Consider the following 15,854-nt stretch of genomic DNA (forward strand, 5'->3'; position numbering starts at 1 on the left):
GTTGTCCATGGCATCTTATGCATCCTCTACGGCAAGAGCCGAAATGAGTGAATTGCGACGACTGCGAGGTTTACTGCCTCCAGAGTTGCAGAGTTGGGTTTCCGTTGAAGCGACGACTGCTGTCAACCCCGCGCTGATAGTCTCTGAAGAGATTGGCAAAGATGAGGTTGAAGTTCAGATTGATATGGTTAAGTGGGAGCAGCTTGCAACCGATCAGCGCAATCTGATGTTTTGGCATGAGGTTGGACGTATTCAAAATGACACCATCCCACGAGATGGTTGGGAAATGGCTGCTCTGGCAATTGGGTTAGGTGGCGCTGTTGGAGAGTTATGGGTGCAAGATGGCTTGCTCCTTGTGCTGGCGTTGTCACTGTGCGGTGTGTCCGGCTGGCGGCTTTGGCAGAAGAATAATAATGAAAAAACTTTGCAAGAGCTAACGGATGCAGATGAGCGAGCGATCGCCCTTGCAACTCGGTTTGGCTACACGTTACCCAATGCTTACAAAAGTTTGGGAAGTGCCCTCAAAGTGCTGATAGAGCAATCCCCGAAAAAGAAGCTACGGTCAAAATACGAAGCACGACTGAATGCCTTGAAAAAGAGCGCCGCAAAAGCTAAATCAAAGCTGAAGGAAACGGAGGAAGTTCTTTAAGGAGAAGCTTTCCTCACCAAGCTAATAGCTGAAGGCCAGAAATATTGGATGGTTTTCCCTCTACTTCTGGCTTTCTCTTTCTCCACTAATACAAGCGTTTTCCACAGGAGATCTGCATATTATGCAGGTTTTCCACAGATTATCTTGAGTTTTCCACAACAGCTTGAGGATAGAACTCACTCCCACTCAATGGTTCCGGGCGGCTTGGATGTGATGTCATATACCACTCGATTAACTCCTTTCACCTCATTCACAATTCGGTTGGAGATGGTTTCCAACAAATCGTAAGGTGCCCGTGACCAATCAGCCGTCATACCGTCCTCGCTGCTGACAAACCGCAACACAATCGGGTAAGCATAGGTACGCTGATCGCCCATGACTCCAACACTACGGATGGGCAATAGGACAGCAAAGGCCTGCCAAAAATCGTCGTAGACTCCATTACGGTTAATTTCTTGCCGAACGATCAGATCCGCATCTCGCAAAATATCCAGGCGTTCTTCGGTCACTTCGCCTAATATGCGGATGGCTAAACCAGGACCAGGAAAAGGGTGACGTTTGATAATTTCGTCAGGCAAGCCAATGGAAGTTCCCACTCTGCGAACTTCGTCTTTGAACAATTTTCGTAGCGGTTCTACTAGCTTAAAGCGCAGATCTTTAGGCAATCCGCCAACATTATGGTGACTTTTAATTTTCACGGCAACCCGATCGCCGGTTTTAGGATCAACATTGGTGTCAGCCGATTCAATCACATCTGGATAAAGAGTGCCCTGCGCCAAATAGTCAAATGGTCCTAACCGCTTAGATTCTTCTTCAAAAACGCTGATAAATTCATGACCAATGCGTTTGCGTTTTTCCTCAGGATCGCTAACCCCATCGATCGCCGCCAAAAAGCGTTCTCGTGCATTCACATACTGCACTGGAATATGAAACTGCTCATGAAACAACTTGATCAAGCGTTCTGGCTCTAGCTTTCGCATAAAGCCCTGGTCAATGAACATACAAGTGAGTTTATCGCCAATTGCCTGATGCAGTAAAAATGCCAGCGTAGACGAATCAACCCCACCCGATAGCGCCAGCAAAACGCGCTTGTCACCCACCTTTGCACAAATTTCTCGCGTCGCTTGTTCTACAAATGCGGCAGTCGTCCAAGTGGGTTCACAGTTGCAAATGTGATAAACAAAATTGCGGATTAACGCCTGTCCCCCGATCGAATGCACCACTTCTGGATGGAATTGAACACCATAGAGTTTCTTTTTATGATGGGCGATCGCAGCAGAAGGCGTATTGTCAGTATGCGCCAACACCTCAAATCCATCTGGCAAATGGGTCACCGAATCACCGTGGCTCATCCACATAGTGGTGCGATCGTTCACATTAGTCAGCAGGTCGGTTGCATCATCAATCACCAGAGACGCTTTGCCATACTCCCCACGTTCCGACTGTTCCACCCCACCGCCTAACTGCTGCACCATGAGCTGCATTCCGTAACAAACCCCCAAAATAGGGATGCCTAACCCCCAAATTTTGGGGTCACAGTGTGGGGCATTCTCTCCATAAACAGAACTGGGTCCACCCGATAAAATGATTCCTTTAGGCGCAATCTTTTGAATTTGCTCAGCGGTTGTGCGATAGGACAATACTTCAGAGTAGACTTGGGTTTCGCGAATACGCCGTGCAATCAACTCAGAATATTGAGAGCCAAAATCCAAAATGATAATGATTTGGTGATCAAGCTTCTCTACCGATTCAGCTTGTTCTTGTTGAGTTTGTAGAGTCACCATAATTCTGATTTGAGTGAATGTGAGCAAGAATAAATAAAAAGCTGATCCAAAAGATAGCGTTACAAATATTAAAAGTTAATCCTTTCATTCTAACCCGACTCAATCAATCGTTTAAGTAAACCTGCGCCTGTTTTGCTAGCGATAACAATATTTCGATGGCGATCAAACAAAACGCTACCGATGGTGAGGACGCGATCGCTGTGGGCATGAACATACGTCTGAGAGCGCTGATCAATCGCTTCAGCAATTTCGCCATACACCTGTTCTACCCAGGTCTGACCGCTGACTGCATCCAGATCTCTTAAATACTTCAAACCATCCTCGGCGGTTGGCACGGCAAAAATAATTTGCAAATCGGCAGCAGGCACCCCAACTTTGGCACAGTGCGCCGTCAAAATTTCCATGCGCCCATCGGCAACATGATGATGGGTATGAAAAATTCCGCCTGCAAGTTTCAATAGCTTACCGTGGTAGCCAAATAAAAGAATAGACTGCACTCCCTGAAGTGCAGCCTCCACTAGCAGTGGACCCAACCAATTAGCAGTTTTAACCAGTCGGTTCGGCTCCACTCCAAGCTGTTGTGCCAGATCTAGCCCGTTTTCGCCAATACAAAACACCAATCCATCAAACTGAGTGTGCTTTTGTTTTAGATCTTCTCGATATATTTCCAACTGCCCTGGAGCGCTCAGCGGCTGGGAAATACCGCTTGTTCCCAACAGCGATAAGCCTTCAACTACTCCAAACGCTTCATTGGAAGTGCGTTTTGCTAATTGCCTCCCTTCAGGCAAAATCACGGTGACCCTGAGAGTTTTTCCGGGTGGGAGTAAGGGCAACAGGTTTTCTAGCAATAACCGTTTTGCATAGGCGTAGAAGGCGGCTTGTCCATCGGCGAGTCGTCCAACGCCTTCGCCACCCTGCAACACGATCGCGTCAGTTTGCTCGGCGGTGCCCCATTCAACGAGCGCCCAAATAGGAGTATGGCGGGTAAGATCCAAGTTATCGCCCGGATCGCTGCGAGTAATCGCCATGGCGGCTCCAGGCTGTAAACAGGCAGCTTGCTCAACCGCAATTTCTACCCGTTCGGACGGTTCAATCAAGTTAAGAAAGACCGATAAGACAGGATCAGGATCTTGCAGCTTTTGCAAAGCCGCGATCGCGGCAGCACAAGCAAAAACCGGAAGCGTATATCCAGCGCGTGGAGTAGGCATGAAGAAAGTTAATGTGTGATCAAGATCTTAGGAGAGGGTGATGAGCAGCACGCGATCGCAGGACAAGGAACACGCCTTATCATGACTAGTGACACACTTTGAACTGATGAAAGACACAAAAAGGTGTGACCCAGAAGTAGGCTTTTTCCATCTAATTATCCCACTGTAGAGGAGTGAGAACTTCTCCTTTCCCATGTCTATCGTCACCCGCTCGACTTTTTAATCAGGTTCCTATGGAAAGCACACTTCATCGTCCAGAAACCCCCTTTGAAATTGACCAAACCGATTCCTGCAATCCACGGACTATTGTGCTTCAGCCCAATACTGACCTGAGTGCCTCCTGTAGTCACAGCTTTCAACAATCCTTAGAAGAAGCATTGGATTTAGCTGTAGAAGGTGTAATCGTAGATTTGCTGTGGGGCGATGTCACTGACTTTAACGGAGTAAAAGCACTGGTAGCAGGGCTTGAAAAAGCAACCGTTTTAGGAAAGTCGCTTTCTTTTCAGTCGATGAATCCCCAAACCCGTGCCTCTGTAGAAACTGAATGGGATCGACAGCGCAACCTTCGATTTGGCGCTTGGGATGATGTTTTTGAATCAAAGCTAGAACGTTTTTTAGATATTAAACAAGCCTCTTAGCTAAAGCTATTTCTGAGGGTGCAAGCAAAGAGACTGGATGCTATTTAGTATGAAAGCGTGATGTGAGTGTAATCCCTAAGGCGGTAATTGGAAATGTCGGAGCCAGAGACTTCCTCATGCGTTGAAGGTCCAGTTACAGTCGATTTAGAGTTAACAACCATACTTAGCAAGAATGAGTCAGATTCTCATGTATTAAGTCTGACAATTCCTATCTCTAAGGCCCAGATTCGTACTAGTCTACAAGCCTCTACGGTAGATGGCATTTTTGCCACAATTTTTACTAATGCCACTGGAGGAGTGCTACTCAGCAATTTCTTGGTGGGGTTGAATGCGAGTCCTAGCCAAATTGGGTTGTTATCATCGATTCCGATGCTGGCAAATCTGATGCAGCCGTTGGGTGCGCTGTGGAGCGATCGCGTTGGTAGCTACCATTGGTATTGCTTTTGGATTTATGTGCCGTCGCGGTTACTGTGGTTGATTTTAGCAGCCGCCATTTTTTGGGCTGGACAGTGGAACGAGCCAACCTGGGTCAACTTGACCTTAACAATTGTTGGCTTAACCTATTTTTTGGCGGCTTTGGGCAGTGCTTCTTGGTTGAGCTGGCTCGCAACGCTGGTGCCATCAAAACTGCGCGGCAGCTATTTTGGCACGCGTGCTAGTGCCATGAGCTTAATGAATTTATTATCGATTCCTGTCTTAGGCTGGATTGTATCGGCGTGGGGCGGTGGGGCCCAGCAAGGTTATGGCGTTGTTGTGCTGTTAGGAGTCATTGCTGGCATAATCAGCCTGGGGTTTCAATTTTGGATGGCAGATGTTAGCCCACGCGATCGCCAAACCAATCAGCGAATAGAACATACAACGGTTTTTGATAGCAATGTAATAGATTTAGCACCCCAAGAATTCGTAAACCGAGCCGTACCGGAATCGCCGACATCCATCCCATTAATTTCGCAATTCTTTCAAAACACTAACTTTCTATTGTTTCTGCTGTATTTTGCCCTGTGGATGTTTGCAGTGAATCTGAGCGCACCGTTTTTTAACGTGTATCTGTTGGATACTTTGGCAATTGATTTGCGTTGGGTCACTATTTACACGAGTTTGCAGGCAGGTGCTCACTTAATCATGTTAATCGCGTGGGGAAAATTGGCAGATCGGATTGGAAATCGCCCAATTTTGCTGATCGATGGAGTTTTAGTGGCGTTGTTTCCGTTGTTGTGGCTAATCACGGGCGCAAATGATATCTCGCTATGGCTTTGGTTCCCGCTGTTGCACTTGCTAGCAGGTGGCAGTTGGGCAGCGATCGATCTGTGCACCAACAATTTGCAATTAGGGGTTGCGCCGTTGCGACATCAACCACTTTTTTTTGCATTTGCAGCAGCCGTAGCAGGGATTAGTGGTGCCTTGGGCACTTCAGTGGGGGGCTTTCTGGCAGAATTTGCTGACTATGGTGGTATTCCTGGTTTGTTTGCCCTATCCGCGATCGCCCGACTTGCTGCCCTAATTCCGCTTGTTTTTGTTAAGGAACAGGGAGGGCAATCTTTGCAGCAAACTTTGCGACTAGTGCTGCCGACTCACTCTTCCCGCCTATCTGATACAAGTCCACCTCCTGTAGCAACGGCAAGTTCTCTGCCAGATATGCCGATTACTGTAGAAATCAGTGACTAGAAACGTATATCATCGCAGCAACTCTGACAATCCGGCAGAATAGAAGCATGAATGCAATTGACTATCTTCGTATTAGCCTGGTTGATCGCTGCAACTTTCGCTGTCAGTACTGTATGCCTGAAGGTGCTGACCTAAGCTATGTGTTGCAGCAAGACTTGATTACGCAGGATGAGCTATTAGTCTTGCTACAGGAAATCTTTATTCCCATTGGGTTCACTCGCTTTCGATTGACAGGGGGAGAACCGCTGATTCGCCCTGATGTGGTGGAAATTGTGAGGGCGATCGCTAACCTGCCCGAAACTCAAGATCTTTCCATGACCACAAACGCGTTTTACTTAGAAAAGTTAGCACAATCCCTCTACGAGGCAGGCTTACGACGCATCAACATTAGTCTAGATTCGCTGAAACCAGAAGTGTTTGACCAAATCATTGGTAATCGAGGACGCACTCGCTGGCAACAGGTTTGGGATGGAATTCAAGCCGCGCATCAGGTGGGGTTTAACCCATTAAAGCTAAACATGGTCGTGATTCCCGGTGTGAATGACTCAGAAATTTTAGATTTAGCAGCATTGAGTATTGATCGCGAGTGGCATATTCGCTTTATTGAGTTCATGCCGATTGGCAATGGCGATTTGTTTAGCGATCGCGGTTGGGTCGCCTCCGAAGAACTGCGCCGTCAAATTCGCGATCGCTGGGGCTTAACCGAAGGTCAGGTGCGCGGCAATGGACCCGCCGATATCTTCCAAATCCCTGGCGCAAAAGGCACCTTGGGCTTTATCAGCCAGATGTCAGAATGCTTTTGCGATCGCTGCAACCGAATGCGTCTGTCTGCCGATGGCTGGCTGCGACCCTGCCTGCTGAATGAAACGGGGCAAATTGACTTAAAGGGAGGCTTGCGATCGGGTGTTCCCCTAGCAGATCTCCGCCGTCAAGTACGCGAACTGGTTTTCCTCAAACCCGAAATCAACTACAAAGAACGCGATTCTGGCACCACGGGACGCTATGCCCGCACCATGTCTCAAATTGGCGGTTAGGAAAGCTCTTATATCGCTTGCTCTAATGGACTAATCTCGAGATGACAGGCGTTGGTTACAGCCAATCGATGTGATAGCAGCCAACACATCCCCAATCAGTCAGCGCGAACTTTGGGGAGTAAATCTCGAACGATCGCGCACATCAGTACTGAGCAAGTAGGCTGCGGTAGGATTTGTGGGAGCATAATTTGGGTGTTACGCCTTCTTGCCTTCATGACAACAAACGATTCTGAATTGCAAATCCAGGCTCGGAGAATTCTGGATGCGATCGCCTTTACTCCCTTTGAACAATGCCAACCTTTAAGCCGCGAATTTGATAATATTCCCGCACGTCCCGGCATCTATGCAATCAAGCACAAAACCGATGGCTTGCTCTACATCGGAAAAACCAAGAGTCTGCGAGGTCGCTTTAGCGGTGGACACAAAGCTTTTTTGTGGGCATGGCTCGACAAATACAACGATGACGATGTGCGGATTGCAATCCAGTTCATTTCTTACTGGGGAAACCCTACGCTACTATTGGAGCTAGAAGCGATCATTTTAAGAGCCACTGAACCCCCTTATAACGTTCAGATTCCAGCCGATAGGTGAAGCGATGCAAGCCAAACTTCAAGAGCAACTTTCTCCTGCTGATGCCGAAGTCATTCTGAAACGCTTACCTGAGCGAATTCAAGCGGCTCTCACTGCTCGTGCCACTGAAATTGAATATCCAGTCGAAGCCGTGCTTGAGATGGCGATCGCTAGTTTTTTGGATACAGAAGCATTGGGTTTTGCAGACTGCAAGCCAGGGCGCGGACAATAAAATTCCCGAATTATTCTCGGAGCTATCGCAGCCAACACCTCCTTTATCAGTCAGCGCGAACTTTGGGGAGTAAATCTCGAACGATCGCGATCGCGTTTGGGAACTGCAAGGGCGAGACAACGGCATCTTCTAGCAGCACTGTTTCACTCTGATATCCGTCTTGGCTAGGTTCTCGAAAGATGTGCAGTTTGCGTTCCGTTACGTCGAGTACCCAATAGTCTGCAATTTGCGATCGCGCGTATGCCGTTGCCTTTAAACCGCAGTCTTTCTGCAAGCTAGAATCGGCTACTTCAATGACTAAGTAAACTTCTGCTCCGGTGGGATGGTGGTCTGCATAATCCAATGGATCAATCTGCACAACGGCAATATCCGGTTCCGGTTCTGAATAATTGTTGAGCCGAATCGGTTCTTGCAACCGTATCCATACTTGCCCTGCCAAGAGTTGCTCCAGCAGTCTTGCGGTGCGGGTCGTTGCTGAAGAATGGGCAGTTCCTTTGGCAGCCATCTTGAGAATGTATCCATCAATTAACTCCACTCGCTCATCGGAGTCCAGAATGCCAGTATCTGCCATTCGGTGGTATTCCTGCACAGAGATCAGCCGAAGGTCTGCCAGCATGGATACTCTCCCAAAACGAATGCGGCTTATCCTGAATTTAGTGTATCGCCACTAATTTTATTGCGCTCAGGAACTCCAAAAAAATCGGATTTTAGTAATACATCCGTGCTAGATCATAGATAGTACGATTTTTGATCTGCTTAATCAATTTAGAACCCATATCTAGGGTTGCATCTTATCAAGAACGCTAGTCATAGGGACTTACTTCGAGTATTCTAAACTCGACCTTGCGATCGCCTGAGCCATTATGTCCTTTGTTGGTCTTCATATTCACAGTGATTACAGCCTGCTTGACGGTGCCAGTCAGTTGCCGGCTTTAATTGATCGCGCCTTGGAACTGGAGATGCCCGCGATCGCCCTGACGGATCACGGTGTAATGTATGGCGCGATCGAGCTGCTGAAGGTGTGTAAGGGCAAAAACATCAAGCCGATCATTGGCAACGAAATGTATGTGATCAATGGCGACATTACTAAGCAAGAGCGTCGCCCCAAATATCACCAGGTGGTGCTGGCAAAAAACACTCAGGGCTACAAAAATCTGGTCAAGCTGACGACCATTTCCAACCTGCAAGGCTATCAGGGAAAAGGCATCTTTGCGCGTCCCTGCATCAACAAAGACGTGCTGGAACAATACCGCGAGGGGTTGATTGTCACCTCAGCGTGTTTGGGTGGAGAAGTGCCCCAAGCGATTTTGCAAAACAAGCCCGAAATTGCACGTCGTGTCGCCCAATGGTACAAAGATCTGTTTGGCGAGGATTATTATCTGGAACTTCAGGATCACGGATCACCTGAAGACCGGATCGTGAATGTGGAAGTGGTCAAGATTGCCCGTGAATTAGACATCAAGATTCTTTGTACGAACGATTCTCACTACATTTCCTGCAATGACGTGGAGGCGCACGATGCGCTGCTGTGCATCCAAACGGGCAAGCTGATCTCGGAAGATAAGCGCTTGCGTTATAGCGGCACCGAATATCTAAAATCGGCGGATGAGATGCGACAGCTGTTTCGCGATCATTTAACCGAGGATGTGATTGAAGAGGCGATCGCGACGACGCTGGAAGTTGCAAACAAGGTGGAACCCTACGAAATTATGGGAATCCCGCGCATTCCCAACTATTCCATTCCAGATGGCTACACCCATGATGAATACTTGGTGGAAATTTCCTGGGCAGGCTTACTGTGGCGGCGTGAATGTACCTCTCGTGATCAAATTACGGATGAGTATCGCGATCGCCTGGTCTACGAACTCCAGATCATGCAGCAAATGGGGTTTGCCACCTACTTCCTCGTGGTTTGGGATTACATTAAATATGCCCGTGACAACGCCATTCCCGTAGGACCGGGGCGTGGTTCGGCGGCGGGTTCCCTGGTTGCCTACGCTCTGGGCATCACCAATATTGATCCGGTGCATCACGGCTTGCTGTTCGAGCGCTTCCTCAACCCCGAACGCAAATCCATGCCGGATATTGACACAGACTTTTGCATCGATCGCCGGGAAGAAGTGATCGAATATGTCACTGAAAAATATGGCAGCGATCGCGTTGCTCAAATCATCACTTACAACCGCATGACCTCCAAAGCGGTGCTAAAAGACGTAGCGCGGGTGCTGAACATTCCCTATGGCGAGAGCGATCGCATGACCAAAATGATTCCGGTGGTGCGCGGCAAACCCGTCAAGCTGAAGGTGATGATTTCTGACGAAACGCCCGCCCCGGAATTTAAGGAAAAATATCACAAAAACCTGACCGTTCCCGGCACCGATCCTGCCATTAGCTTTCGCCGCTGGATCGACATGGCGATTCGGATTGAGGGCACCAACAAAAGCGTTGGCATTCATGCGGCTGGAGTTGTGATCTCCTCTGACCCGCTGGATGAAATTGTGCCGCTTCAGCGCAATGCCGATGGAGCCGTGTTCACTCAGTATTATATGGAAGATATCGAAGCCCTGGGTCTACTAAAAATGGACTTTTTGGGGCTACGAAATCTGACGATGATTCAAAAGGCGATCGAACTAATCGCGCAAACGGGCAAACCCGCGATCGATCTGGATCATTTGCCGCTCGACGACATCAAAACCTACAAGCTGCTTGCCAAGGGCGATTTGGAAGGCATTTTTCAATTGGAATCATCGGGGATGCGTCAGATTGTGCGCGACCTGAAGCCCTCCAGCCTGGAAGACATTTCCTCAGTGCTGGCGCTCTATCGTCCCGGTCCTTTAGATGCTGGTTTGATTCCCAAGTTCATCAACCGCAAACACGGGCGCGAAAAAATCGACTATCCCCATCAAATTCTGGAGCCAATCCTCAACGAAACCTACGGCATCATGGTCTACCAGGAGCAGATCATGAAAATCGCGCAAGATATGGGCGGCTACTCCTTGGGACAAGCCGATTTGCTGCGGCGGGCGATGGGCAAAAAGAAAAAATCCGAGATGGAAAAGCATCAGGAACTCTTTGTGCAAGGTGCCGAAAAAAAAGATGTGAAAGCCAAGGTTGCCACCGATCTGTGGGAAACAATGGTGCAGTTCGCGGAATACTGCCTCAGCGCCGATACGCCAATTCTGACGGTGGAGTATGGTGCAGTGACGATTGGTGAAATCGTTCAAAAGCAATTAGCCTGCACGGTTTACAGCGTCGATGAGAACGGGTTTGTTTACACGCAGGCGATCGCTCAATGGCACGATCGCGGCATTCAAGCCCTAGTGGAGTATCAGCTTGACGACGGCACGACGCTGCGGGCAACGCCTGACCACCAATTCATGACCACCGATGGCACCATGCAGCCGATTGGTACCATATTTGAAAGAGGCTTGGATTTGCTCAAGGTCAACGCCAAAATTCCCGTTCCCGTCTAAATGGAGACTGTTATGGTCAGCACTGCACCAGAAGATATGCAGCAAAACGCGATTCGTGAAACGATCCCTACGGGAATCGCCCTCCAAGGGGAACAGCGCGTTGTGATTCATGGCGTGACATGGGAAGGGTATTTGCAAATTTTGGATGCGCTGCCCCAATCTCGCAGCACCCGCCTGATTTATGACGAAGGAACCCTCGAATTCACCATGCCAACTGAAGACCACGATTTTTCAGGACGAATGATCGGTCGCTTTATCTATATTCTGGTGCGAGAACTGGGCAAGAGAATCAAAACGATGGGGTCAACCACGCTCAATTTTCCAGGATTGGAAAAAGGGGCTGAACCCGATGAAGCCTTTTACATTCAAAATCAGCCAGTCGTGTCGGGCAGAAATGTTGATCTAGAATCCGATCCAGCCCCTGATCTGATTGTGGAAGTCGATATTACTAACACTGATATTGATAAAAATCGGCTCTATGCCAGCATGAATGTGCCTGAATTTTGGCGGTTTGATGGTCGCATCCTCCGCATTTATCAATTGCAAAATCAGGAGTATGTAGAAGTAGAAACTAGCCCAACGTTTCCTACCGTTCCTAAAGAGTGGCTCTACGATTTTTTGGAACACTGTCGCCAAGATGAGCTGGCGGCTGAAGATAATTTGCGCGATCGCCTGCGTCAATAAGCAACATAATTTGCTTCTGATCAAAGCTAGTAAATACTTTTTCTAATAAGCTGAAATCCGAGTCAGCCAAAGTGAGTATTCGATGCAAAGTCTACCTTTAGATAGAGGCTGAAAGTCCTTTCTATCAATCATCCGGCTGTTGACCCCACTCATATTGAATCCCGGTAGGGGAAACAATTTATACTTAAAAAGTTCCCAGAAATTGAAACTTTTGTCGCTTCCTTGATAAATCGATTGCTTTAACGAATAGTGACAATTTCAGGAACACTTCTAGCTCATTCGCATCTTAGTGATCAGTTGCGTTAAAAGTATTCACCATGTCTAACCCTATGAAACTCAAATCTTCACCTGCTTTATTAGTTGCCTTTTCAATGGTGACCAGCTCCTTGGCACCCTTTGTTGCGATCGCTCCCAGCGTGGCACAATCTAGCTTTTCAGATGTCCAGGGAAGTTGGGCACAAGCCTGCATTGTGGAACTCACTCAAAGAAATATTATCAGTGGCTATCCTGACGGCACCTTTCGCCCCAACAATCCCGTCACCCGCGCTGAGTATGCTTCCCTAGTTGGCAAAGCGTTTCCCAATGCGCCTCGCAATCGCGGTGCCGCTCAGTTTGTAGATGTGCCTTCTAATTATTGGGCTTACAACGCGATTACCAATGCGTCTCAAACAGGTTTTCTCTCTGGCTATCCTGGCAACGTGTTTAATCCCACCCAAAGCATTCCTCGCGCTCAAGTTTTGGTTTCGCTCGCAAGTGGGCTAAATTTTGCTCCGTCTCAACCGGTTGCTAACACGCTGGGTCTTTATGCTGATGCGTCTGCTATTCCGGGCTATGCCCAAACAGGAATTGCGGCGGCAACTGAGAAGCGGTTGGTGGTCAACTATCCTGATGTAAATTTCCTGAATCCTAATCAGCTTGCCAGTCGAGCAGAGGTATCTACATTTTTGTGTCAGTCTTTAGCAGGTGCGGGACAATTTGCTTCCGTAGTTCCCAGTCAGTATGTGGTAGGGGCGGCGGTAGCAACGCAGCGATCGCAAATTGTAGCTGGAACGCTGATTCCGGTAAGCTATACGGCGGCTCCGCAAATTGTGGTGGCACCGAATGAAACAGTCGATTTGACAGTAACCGTTGCCTCGGATGTGCGGAACTCGGCAGGCGCGATCGCGATTCCCCAAGGCAGCCAAGTGATTGGACAACTGGTGCCAGTGAATGGCGGCTCACAGTTTGTGGCTCGCACCGTGGTCATTGGCGGTCAGCAATATTCGATCAATGCGTCTTCTGGTATCGTGCTAACCAAGAAAAGCCTGCGGGATACCAGCTTGATCAAAACCTTGGGCGGAGCAGCGCTGGGTGCAGGTGCATCGGCGATTATTGGTGGAGTGACCGGCGATCGCCTGCAAGGGTCTGGAAACCTAATTTTGGCAAGCAGCATCGGTGCAGCCGTGGGTGCCAATCAGGGTCGTAACTTAGGTTCGGCAATCCGAGATGCAGCGATTGGGGCGGCTATCGGTGCAGGCGCGGCTGGCGTTATCGGCGATCGCATCATCACACCCAAAAAGGTGTTTACTGGAGCAGCAGCCGGAGCAGCCATCGGTGGCAGCATTGATCGCGGCACCGTTGGCGAGGTGATTGTGATCAATCCCATGTCAGATTTGAACCTGACGCTCAACACCGCTACAACACTTCCATAATCAGGGAATGTAACCTGCGATCGTGATTTACCAATCGCATAAACCTAAGTTTTTTGGAGGGGTACAACGTGTTGTATCCCTCCAAAAAAGCGATGGTATCCGTCCAGATAGATAGTCCTATTGTTTGGGTGAAAGGTCGTAAATCTCGCTGCGATGCCCCACTCGGTCAATTGTGACGGTTTTTTCCGTAGGGCTAATTCATAAATGATTTGATATCGCCAACTCTCAATTTGAAAAAGCTGGATAAACTATTCGACAGCGGTTGGGGCGTAATTTGCTCAAGGTTCTCAGCCACGATCACTGCGCCGTTTGCCCCGCTTGAATTATAGCAACGGACGGAAGACTTAGGACAAGGGTCAATTCACAAAGCTCACGGGTGTTGATGTTCATCACCAATCTGTCCTAACACACCCGGCGACAGCTATACTTGCCCCAGGAAGCCCAGGAAATTCTAAGTAATACCAATTTAAACAGTATTCAAGGCAGATAGGGCATCCAGGATAAAGGAATAACCTGTGAGAGAAGCAATTACTTGTGGTGTTAACTCAGCCAGGAGTTGATCGATTTTGACTTGTAGTTGGTCGAGCGTTTTGAACGCAGCCCACTTCAAACTTGCCTTGAGATGTTCCCACAACCTCTCAATAGGATTTAGCTCAGGGCAGTAAGGCGGTTGGAATAACAAGATGATGTTCTCTGGCACCACCAACGCTTTACCCTTGTGAAACCGCCCGTTATCCACTTGCAAGACGTTCAGACTATCCGGATAAGCGTTGGAAAATTCATTCAAGAATCGTTGATAACACTCGGTATCAACATGAGAAAATTGCAGAAAAAAGGACTCTCCCGTGGCAGGTTCAACCGCCCCGTAGAGCCAGAACGCTTTGAACAACCACTGCCACTGCCCAATCGGTTTGATGCCACACGCCGTGATCAATCGTCCCATCAGAGTATGCAGTCCAAAACGACTCTCATCCTGAGCAAAATAGCGAATGGGACGTTCATCCTGCCCCCGGTGGCGAGCATACTGACTCAGCAAGCTGAGGTCGCCCTTGAGGTTTGCTTAAAAGCAGATCGCTGTTCACTATCCTGCTGGCAATTTTGAGGACGAGCAACCTTTAGCTTGGCTTTGAGCCGATAGCGGGTCATTTGGTAGACCGCGTGATACTCCGCTTCTACTCCCAAGGTTTCTGCCAACCACTGTTGTACTGCTCCATAACTTTGAAAGCCGTGTCTCTGTCGTAACCGCTTTGCCAAAGCATCCTCTGCCCATTGGGGTATCACTCGCACTCCCCCCGGCGATTTCTTGATTTCTAGCATCGCCCCCACTCCTCCAGTGCGATACATCAATAGCCAGCTTTGCACCGTGTTTCGATGTTTCCCGACCGCTTTGGCAATCGCACTAATGCTCGGCGCATTCTCTTGTTTCAACCAGTAGAGCACTTGCAATCGTTCTTTAGCGCTTGGCGTTTCGGCTTGCCGCAACTGTTGAGCTAAGTCATCCAAACTTTCTTTCACGTCTATTGACATTACACCTGCCATGACTAGACTCTCCAAACAACTCCGCTCAGTCTAGTCCATTTGCCGCTTACTCAATTTAAATTGGTATCACTTTGCCTTTTTTGCTGGAGTCGGGCGCAAAACGTCAATGGGCATGGGGCATGTCGTTTTAGAGCAGCGGGAATAAGGAATTTCAGCAATGAACGATTATTTACCCCTGTCATATCTGAATGCCAGGGAATATTGCCCACGTCGCTTTTACCTGGAATATATGTTGGGTGAAATGGCGGACAACGAACACATTCTTCTGCATCGTAAATCGAAGAAGAAGGCACGATCCAAGAAGATGATACCTGAGTTCATTGCCATCAGTGGGTGTGGCGCGATTACCTCCTGGTTTCCGGCATCATTGATGCAGTTGAAGAGCGCGAAGGACATTAATCCCCGTTGAGTACAAGAAGGGTCAGATAGGCAGGCATCTCAGTGACCACTTTCAACTTTATGCCGCGGGTCTTTGTCTGGAGGAATGCACTGGCAGGGCGATCGCATTTCAGGCTCAATTACTTAGTCGTCACCTTCAGGAAGGTATTCCTTACAAACCATTCATCTTGCGATGAGCAAGCAGTTCTACCTGCTCACCTATGACCTGGCTGATACAAAAGCGGCGAGCAAACGTCGTACCAGGTAGATAAGATGCTTCTTTCTGGCTATGGTAAATGGACGCATTAC

16 protein-coding genes are annotated in these 15,854 nt (G+C 48.5%); 11 read left to right on the plus strand and 5 right to left on the minus strand.

The annotated features are described in order from the left end of the window. The first annotated feature begins 7 nt into the window (after window positions 1-7). Window positions 8-649 carry a DUF3318 domain-containing protein gene (locus tag JOY44_RS01680; protein ID WP_171572035.1) on the plus strand — a complete coding sequence of 214 codons (642 nt, stop codon included), beginning with the start codon at window positions 8-10 and terminating at the stop codon, window positions 647-649. A 176-nt stretch (window positions 650-825) separates the two neighbouring features. Here JOY44_RS01680 and guaA read toward each other — a convergent pair whose 3' ends face one another. Further along, complete coding sequence (guaA, locus tag JOY44_RS01685) at window positions 826-2,433, minus strand: glutamine-hydrolyzing GMP synthase (protein ID WP_171572036.1); 1,608 nt, start codon at window positions 2,431-2,433, stop codon at window positions 826-828. An 89-nt stretch (window positions 2,434-2,522) separates the two neighbouring features. Then, window positions 2,523-3,641, minus strand: a complete 1,119-nt coding sequence (gene cbiD, locus JOY44_RS01690; protein ID WP_171572037.1) for a cobalt-precorrin-5B (C(1))-methyltransferase CbiD — start codon at window positions 3,639-3,641, stop codon at window positions 2,523-2,525. A gap of 233 nt (window positions 3,642-3,874) precedes the next feature. Between cbiD and JOY44_RS01695 the strand changes: the two genes are divergently transcribed. From JOY44_RS01695 to JOY44_RS01715, 5 genes are all read left to right on the plus strand, one after another. After that, window positions 3,875-4,279 carry a hypothetical protein gene (locus JOY44_RS01695; protein ID WP_171572038.1) on the plus strand — a complete coding sequence of 135 codons (405 nt, stop codon included), beginning with the start codon at window positions 3,875-3,877 and terminating at the stop codon, window positions 4,277-4,279. 93 nt (window positions 4,280-4,372) lie between these two features. Further along, window positions 4,373-5,944 carry an MFS transporter gene (locus JOY44_RS01700; protein WP_171572039.1) on the plus strand — a complete coding sequence of 524 codons (1,572 nt, stop codon included), beginning with the start codon at window positions 4,373-4,375 and terminating at the stop codon, window positions 5,942-5,944. A gap of 47 nt (window positions 5,945-5,991) precedes the next feature. Then, a complete protein-coding gene (gene moaA / locus JOY44_RS01705; RefSeq protein WP_171572040.1) occupies window positions 5,992-6,978 on the plus strand; it encodes a GTP 3',8-cyclase MoaA in 987 nt (328 codons plus the stop codon). 213 nt (window positions 6,979-7,191) lie between these two features. Further along, window positions 7,192-7,569: a GIY-YIG nuclease family protein gene (locus JOY44_RS01710; protein WP_171572041.1), complete on the plus strand. Its 378-nt coding sequence runs from the start codon at window positions 7,192-7,194 to the stop codon at window positions 7,567-7,569. Between the two features lie 4 nt (window positions 7,570-7,573). After that, a complete protein-coding gene (locus JOY44_RS01715; protein ID WP_171572042.1) occupies window positions 7,574-7,780 on the plus strand; it encodes a hypothetical protein in 207 nt (68 codons plus the stop codon). Between the two features lie 46 nt (window positions 7,781-7,826). On the opposite strand, the gene JOY44_RS01720 is transcribed toward JOY44_RS01715, so the two are convergent. After that, window positions 7,827-8,396: a Uma2 family endonuclease gene (locus JOY44_RS01720; RefSeq protein WP_171572043.1), complete on the minus strand. Its 570-nt coding sequence runs from the start codon at window positions 8,394-8,396 to the stop codon at window positions 7,827-7,829. Window positions 8,397-8,643: 247 nt separating this feature from the next. Here JOY44_RS01720 and JOY44_RS01725 point away from each other — a divergent pair, with 247 nt between their 5' ends. The 3 genes from JOY44_RS01725 (at window position 8,644) to JOY44_RS01735 (ending at window position 13,628) form a co-directional block, all read left to right on the plus strand. Next, window positions 8,644-11,253 carry a DNA polymerase III subunit alpha gene (locus JOY44_RS01725; RefSeq protein WP_171572044.1) on the plus strand — a complete coding sequence of 870 codons (2,610 nt, stop codon included), beginning with the start codon at window positions 8,644-8,646 and terminating at the stop codon, window positions 11,251-11,253. Window positions 11,254-11,265: 12 nt separating this feature from the next. Next, complete coding sequence (locus JOY44_RS01730) at window positions 11,266-11,937, plus strand: Uma2 family endonuclease (RefSeq protein ID WP_171572045.1); 672 nt, start codon at window positions 11,266-11,268, stop codon at window positions 11,935-11,937. 317 nt (window positions 11,938-12,254) lie between these two features. Beyond that, the gene (locus JOY44_RS01735; RefSeq protein ID WP_171572046.1) at window positions 12,255-13,628 is read left to right on the plus strand and encodes an S-layer homology domain-containing protein; all 1,374 of its coding nucleotides are present in this window, start codon (window positions 12,255-12,257) and stop codon (window positions 13,626-13,628) included. 466 nt (window positions 13,629-14,094) lie between these two features. On the opposite strand, the gene JOY44_RS01740 is transcribed toward JOY44_RS01735, so the two are convergent. Together JOY44_RS01740 and JOY44_RS01745 are read right to left on the minus strand one after the other, a co-directional pair. Beyond that, a complete protein-coding gene (locus JOY44_RS01740) occupies window positions 14,095-14,664 on the minus strand; it encodes an IS630 family transposase (protein WP_171572047.1) in 570 nt (189 codons plus the stop codon). Continuing rightward, the gene (locus JOY44_RS01745) at window positions 14,658-15,167 is read right to left on the minus strand and encodes a helix-turn-helix domain-containing protein (protein ID WP_171572048.1); all 510 of its coding nucleotides are present in this window, start codon (window positions 15,165-15,167) and stop codon (window positions 14,658-14,660) included. The genes JOY44_RS01740 and JOY44_RS01745 overlap by 7 nt, the downstream gene beginning before the upstream one ends. 37 nt (window positions 15,168-15,204) lie before the next feature. Here JOY44_RS01745 and cas6 point away from each other — a divergent pair, with 37 nt between their 5' ends. Together cas6 and JOY44_RS01750 are read left to right on the plus strand one after the other, a co-directional pair. Further along, the gene (cas6, locus tag JOY44_RS32745) at window positions 15,205-15,312 is read left to right on the plus strand and encodes a CRISPR system precrRNA processing endoribonuclease RAMP protein Cas6 (protein WP_415881103.1); all 108 of its coding nucleotides are present in this window, start codon (window positions 15,205-15,207) and stop codon (window positions 15,310-15,312) included. Between the two features lie 12 nt (window positions 15,313-15,324). Then, window positions 15,325-15,576: a hypothetical protein gene (locus JOY44_RS01750; RefSeq protein WP_197984879.1), complete on the plus strand. Its 252-nt coding sequence runs from the start codon at window positions 15,325-15,327 to the stop codon at window positions 15,574-15,576. Window positions 15,577-15,854 lie beyond the last annotated feature (278 nt).

It is taken from the genome of Leptolyngbya sp. Cla-17 (assembly GCF_016807185.1).
In the GTDB taxonomy this organism is placed as follows: domain Bacteria; phylum Cyanobacteriota; class Cyanobacteriia; order Leptolyngbyales; family Leptolyngbyaceae; genus ULC077BIN1.

What these genes read in the sequence shown, in the direction of transcription:
- JOY44_RS01680 (WP_171572035.1), top strand. Translation starts at nt 8, where the DNA reads ATGGCATCTTATGCATCCTCTACGGCAAGAGCCGAAATGAGTGAATTG.
- guaA (WP_171572036.1), bottom strand. Translation starts at nt 2,433, where the DNA reads ATGGTGACTCTACAAACTCAACAAGAACAAGCTGAATCGGTAGAGAAG.
- cbiD (WP_171572037.1), bottom strand. Translation starts at nt 3,641, where the DNA reads ATGCCTACTCCACGCGCTGGATATACGCTTCCGGTTTTTGCTTGTGCT.
- JOY44_RS01695 (WP_171572038.1), top strand. Translation starts at nt 3,875, where the DNA reads ATGGAAAGCACACTTCATCGTCCAGAAACCCCCTTTGAAATTGACCAA.
- JOY44_RS01700 (WP_171572039.1), top strand. Translation starts at nt 4,373, where the DNA reads ATGTCGGAGCCAGAGACTTCCTCATGCGTTGAAGGTCCAGTTACAGTC.
- moaA (WP_171572040.1), top strand. Translation starts at nt 5,992, where the DNA reads ATGAATGCAATTGACTATCTTCGTATTAGCCTGGTTGATCGCTGCAAC.
- JOY44_RS01710 (WP_171572041.1), top strand. Translation starts at nt 7,192, where the DNA reads ATGACAACAAACGATTCTGAATTGCAAATCCAGGCTCGGAGAATTCTG.
- JOY44_RS01715 (WP_171572042.1), top strand. Translation starts at nt 7,574, where the DNA reads ATGCAAGCCAAACTTCAAGAGCAACTTTCTCCTGCTGATGCCGAAGTC.
- JOY44_RS01720 (WP_171572043.1), bottom strand. Translation starts at nt 8,396, where the DNA reads ATGCTGGCAGACCTTCGGCTGATCTCTGTGCAGGAATACCACCGAATG.
- JOY44_RS01725 (WP_171572044.1), top strand. Translation starts at nt 8,644, where the DNA reads ATGTCCTTTGTTGGTCTTCATATTCACAGTGATTACAGCCTGCTTGAC.
- JOY44_RS01730 (WP_171572045.1), top strand. Translation starts at nt 11,266, where the DNA reads ATGGTCAGCACTGCACCAGAAGATATGCAGCAAAACGCGATTCGTGAA.
- JOY44_RS01735 (WP_171572046.1), top strand. Translation starts at nt 12,255, where the DNA reads ATGTCTAACCCTATGAAACTCAAATCTTCACCTGCTTTATTAGTTGCC.
- JOY44_RS01745 (WP_171572048.1), bottom strand. Translation starts at nt 15,167, where the DNA reads ATGGCAGGTGTAATGTCAATAGACGTGAAAGAAAGTTTGGATGACTTA.
- JOY44_RS01750 (WP_197984879.1), top strand. Translation starts at nt 15,325, where the DNA reads ATGAACGATTATTTACCCCTGTCATATCTGAATGCCAGGGAATATTGC.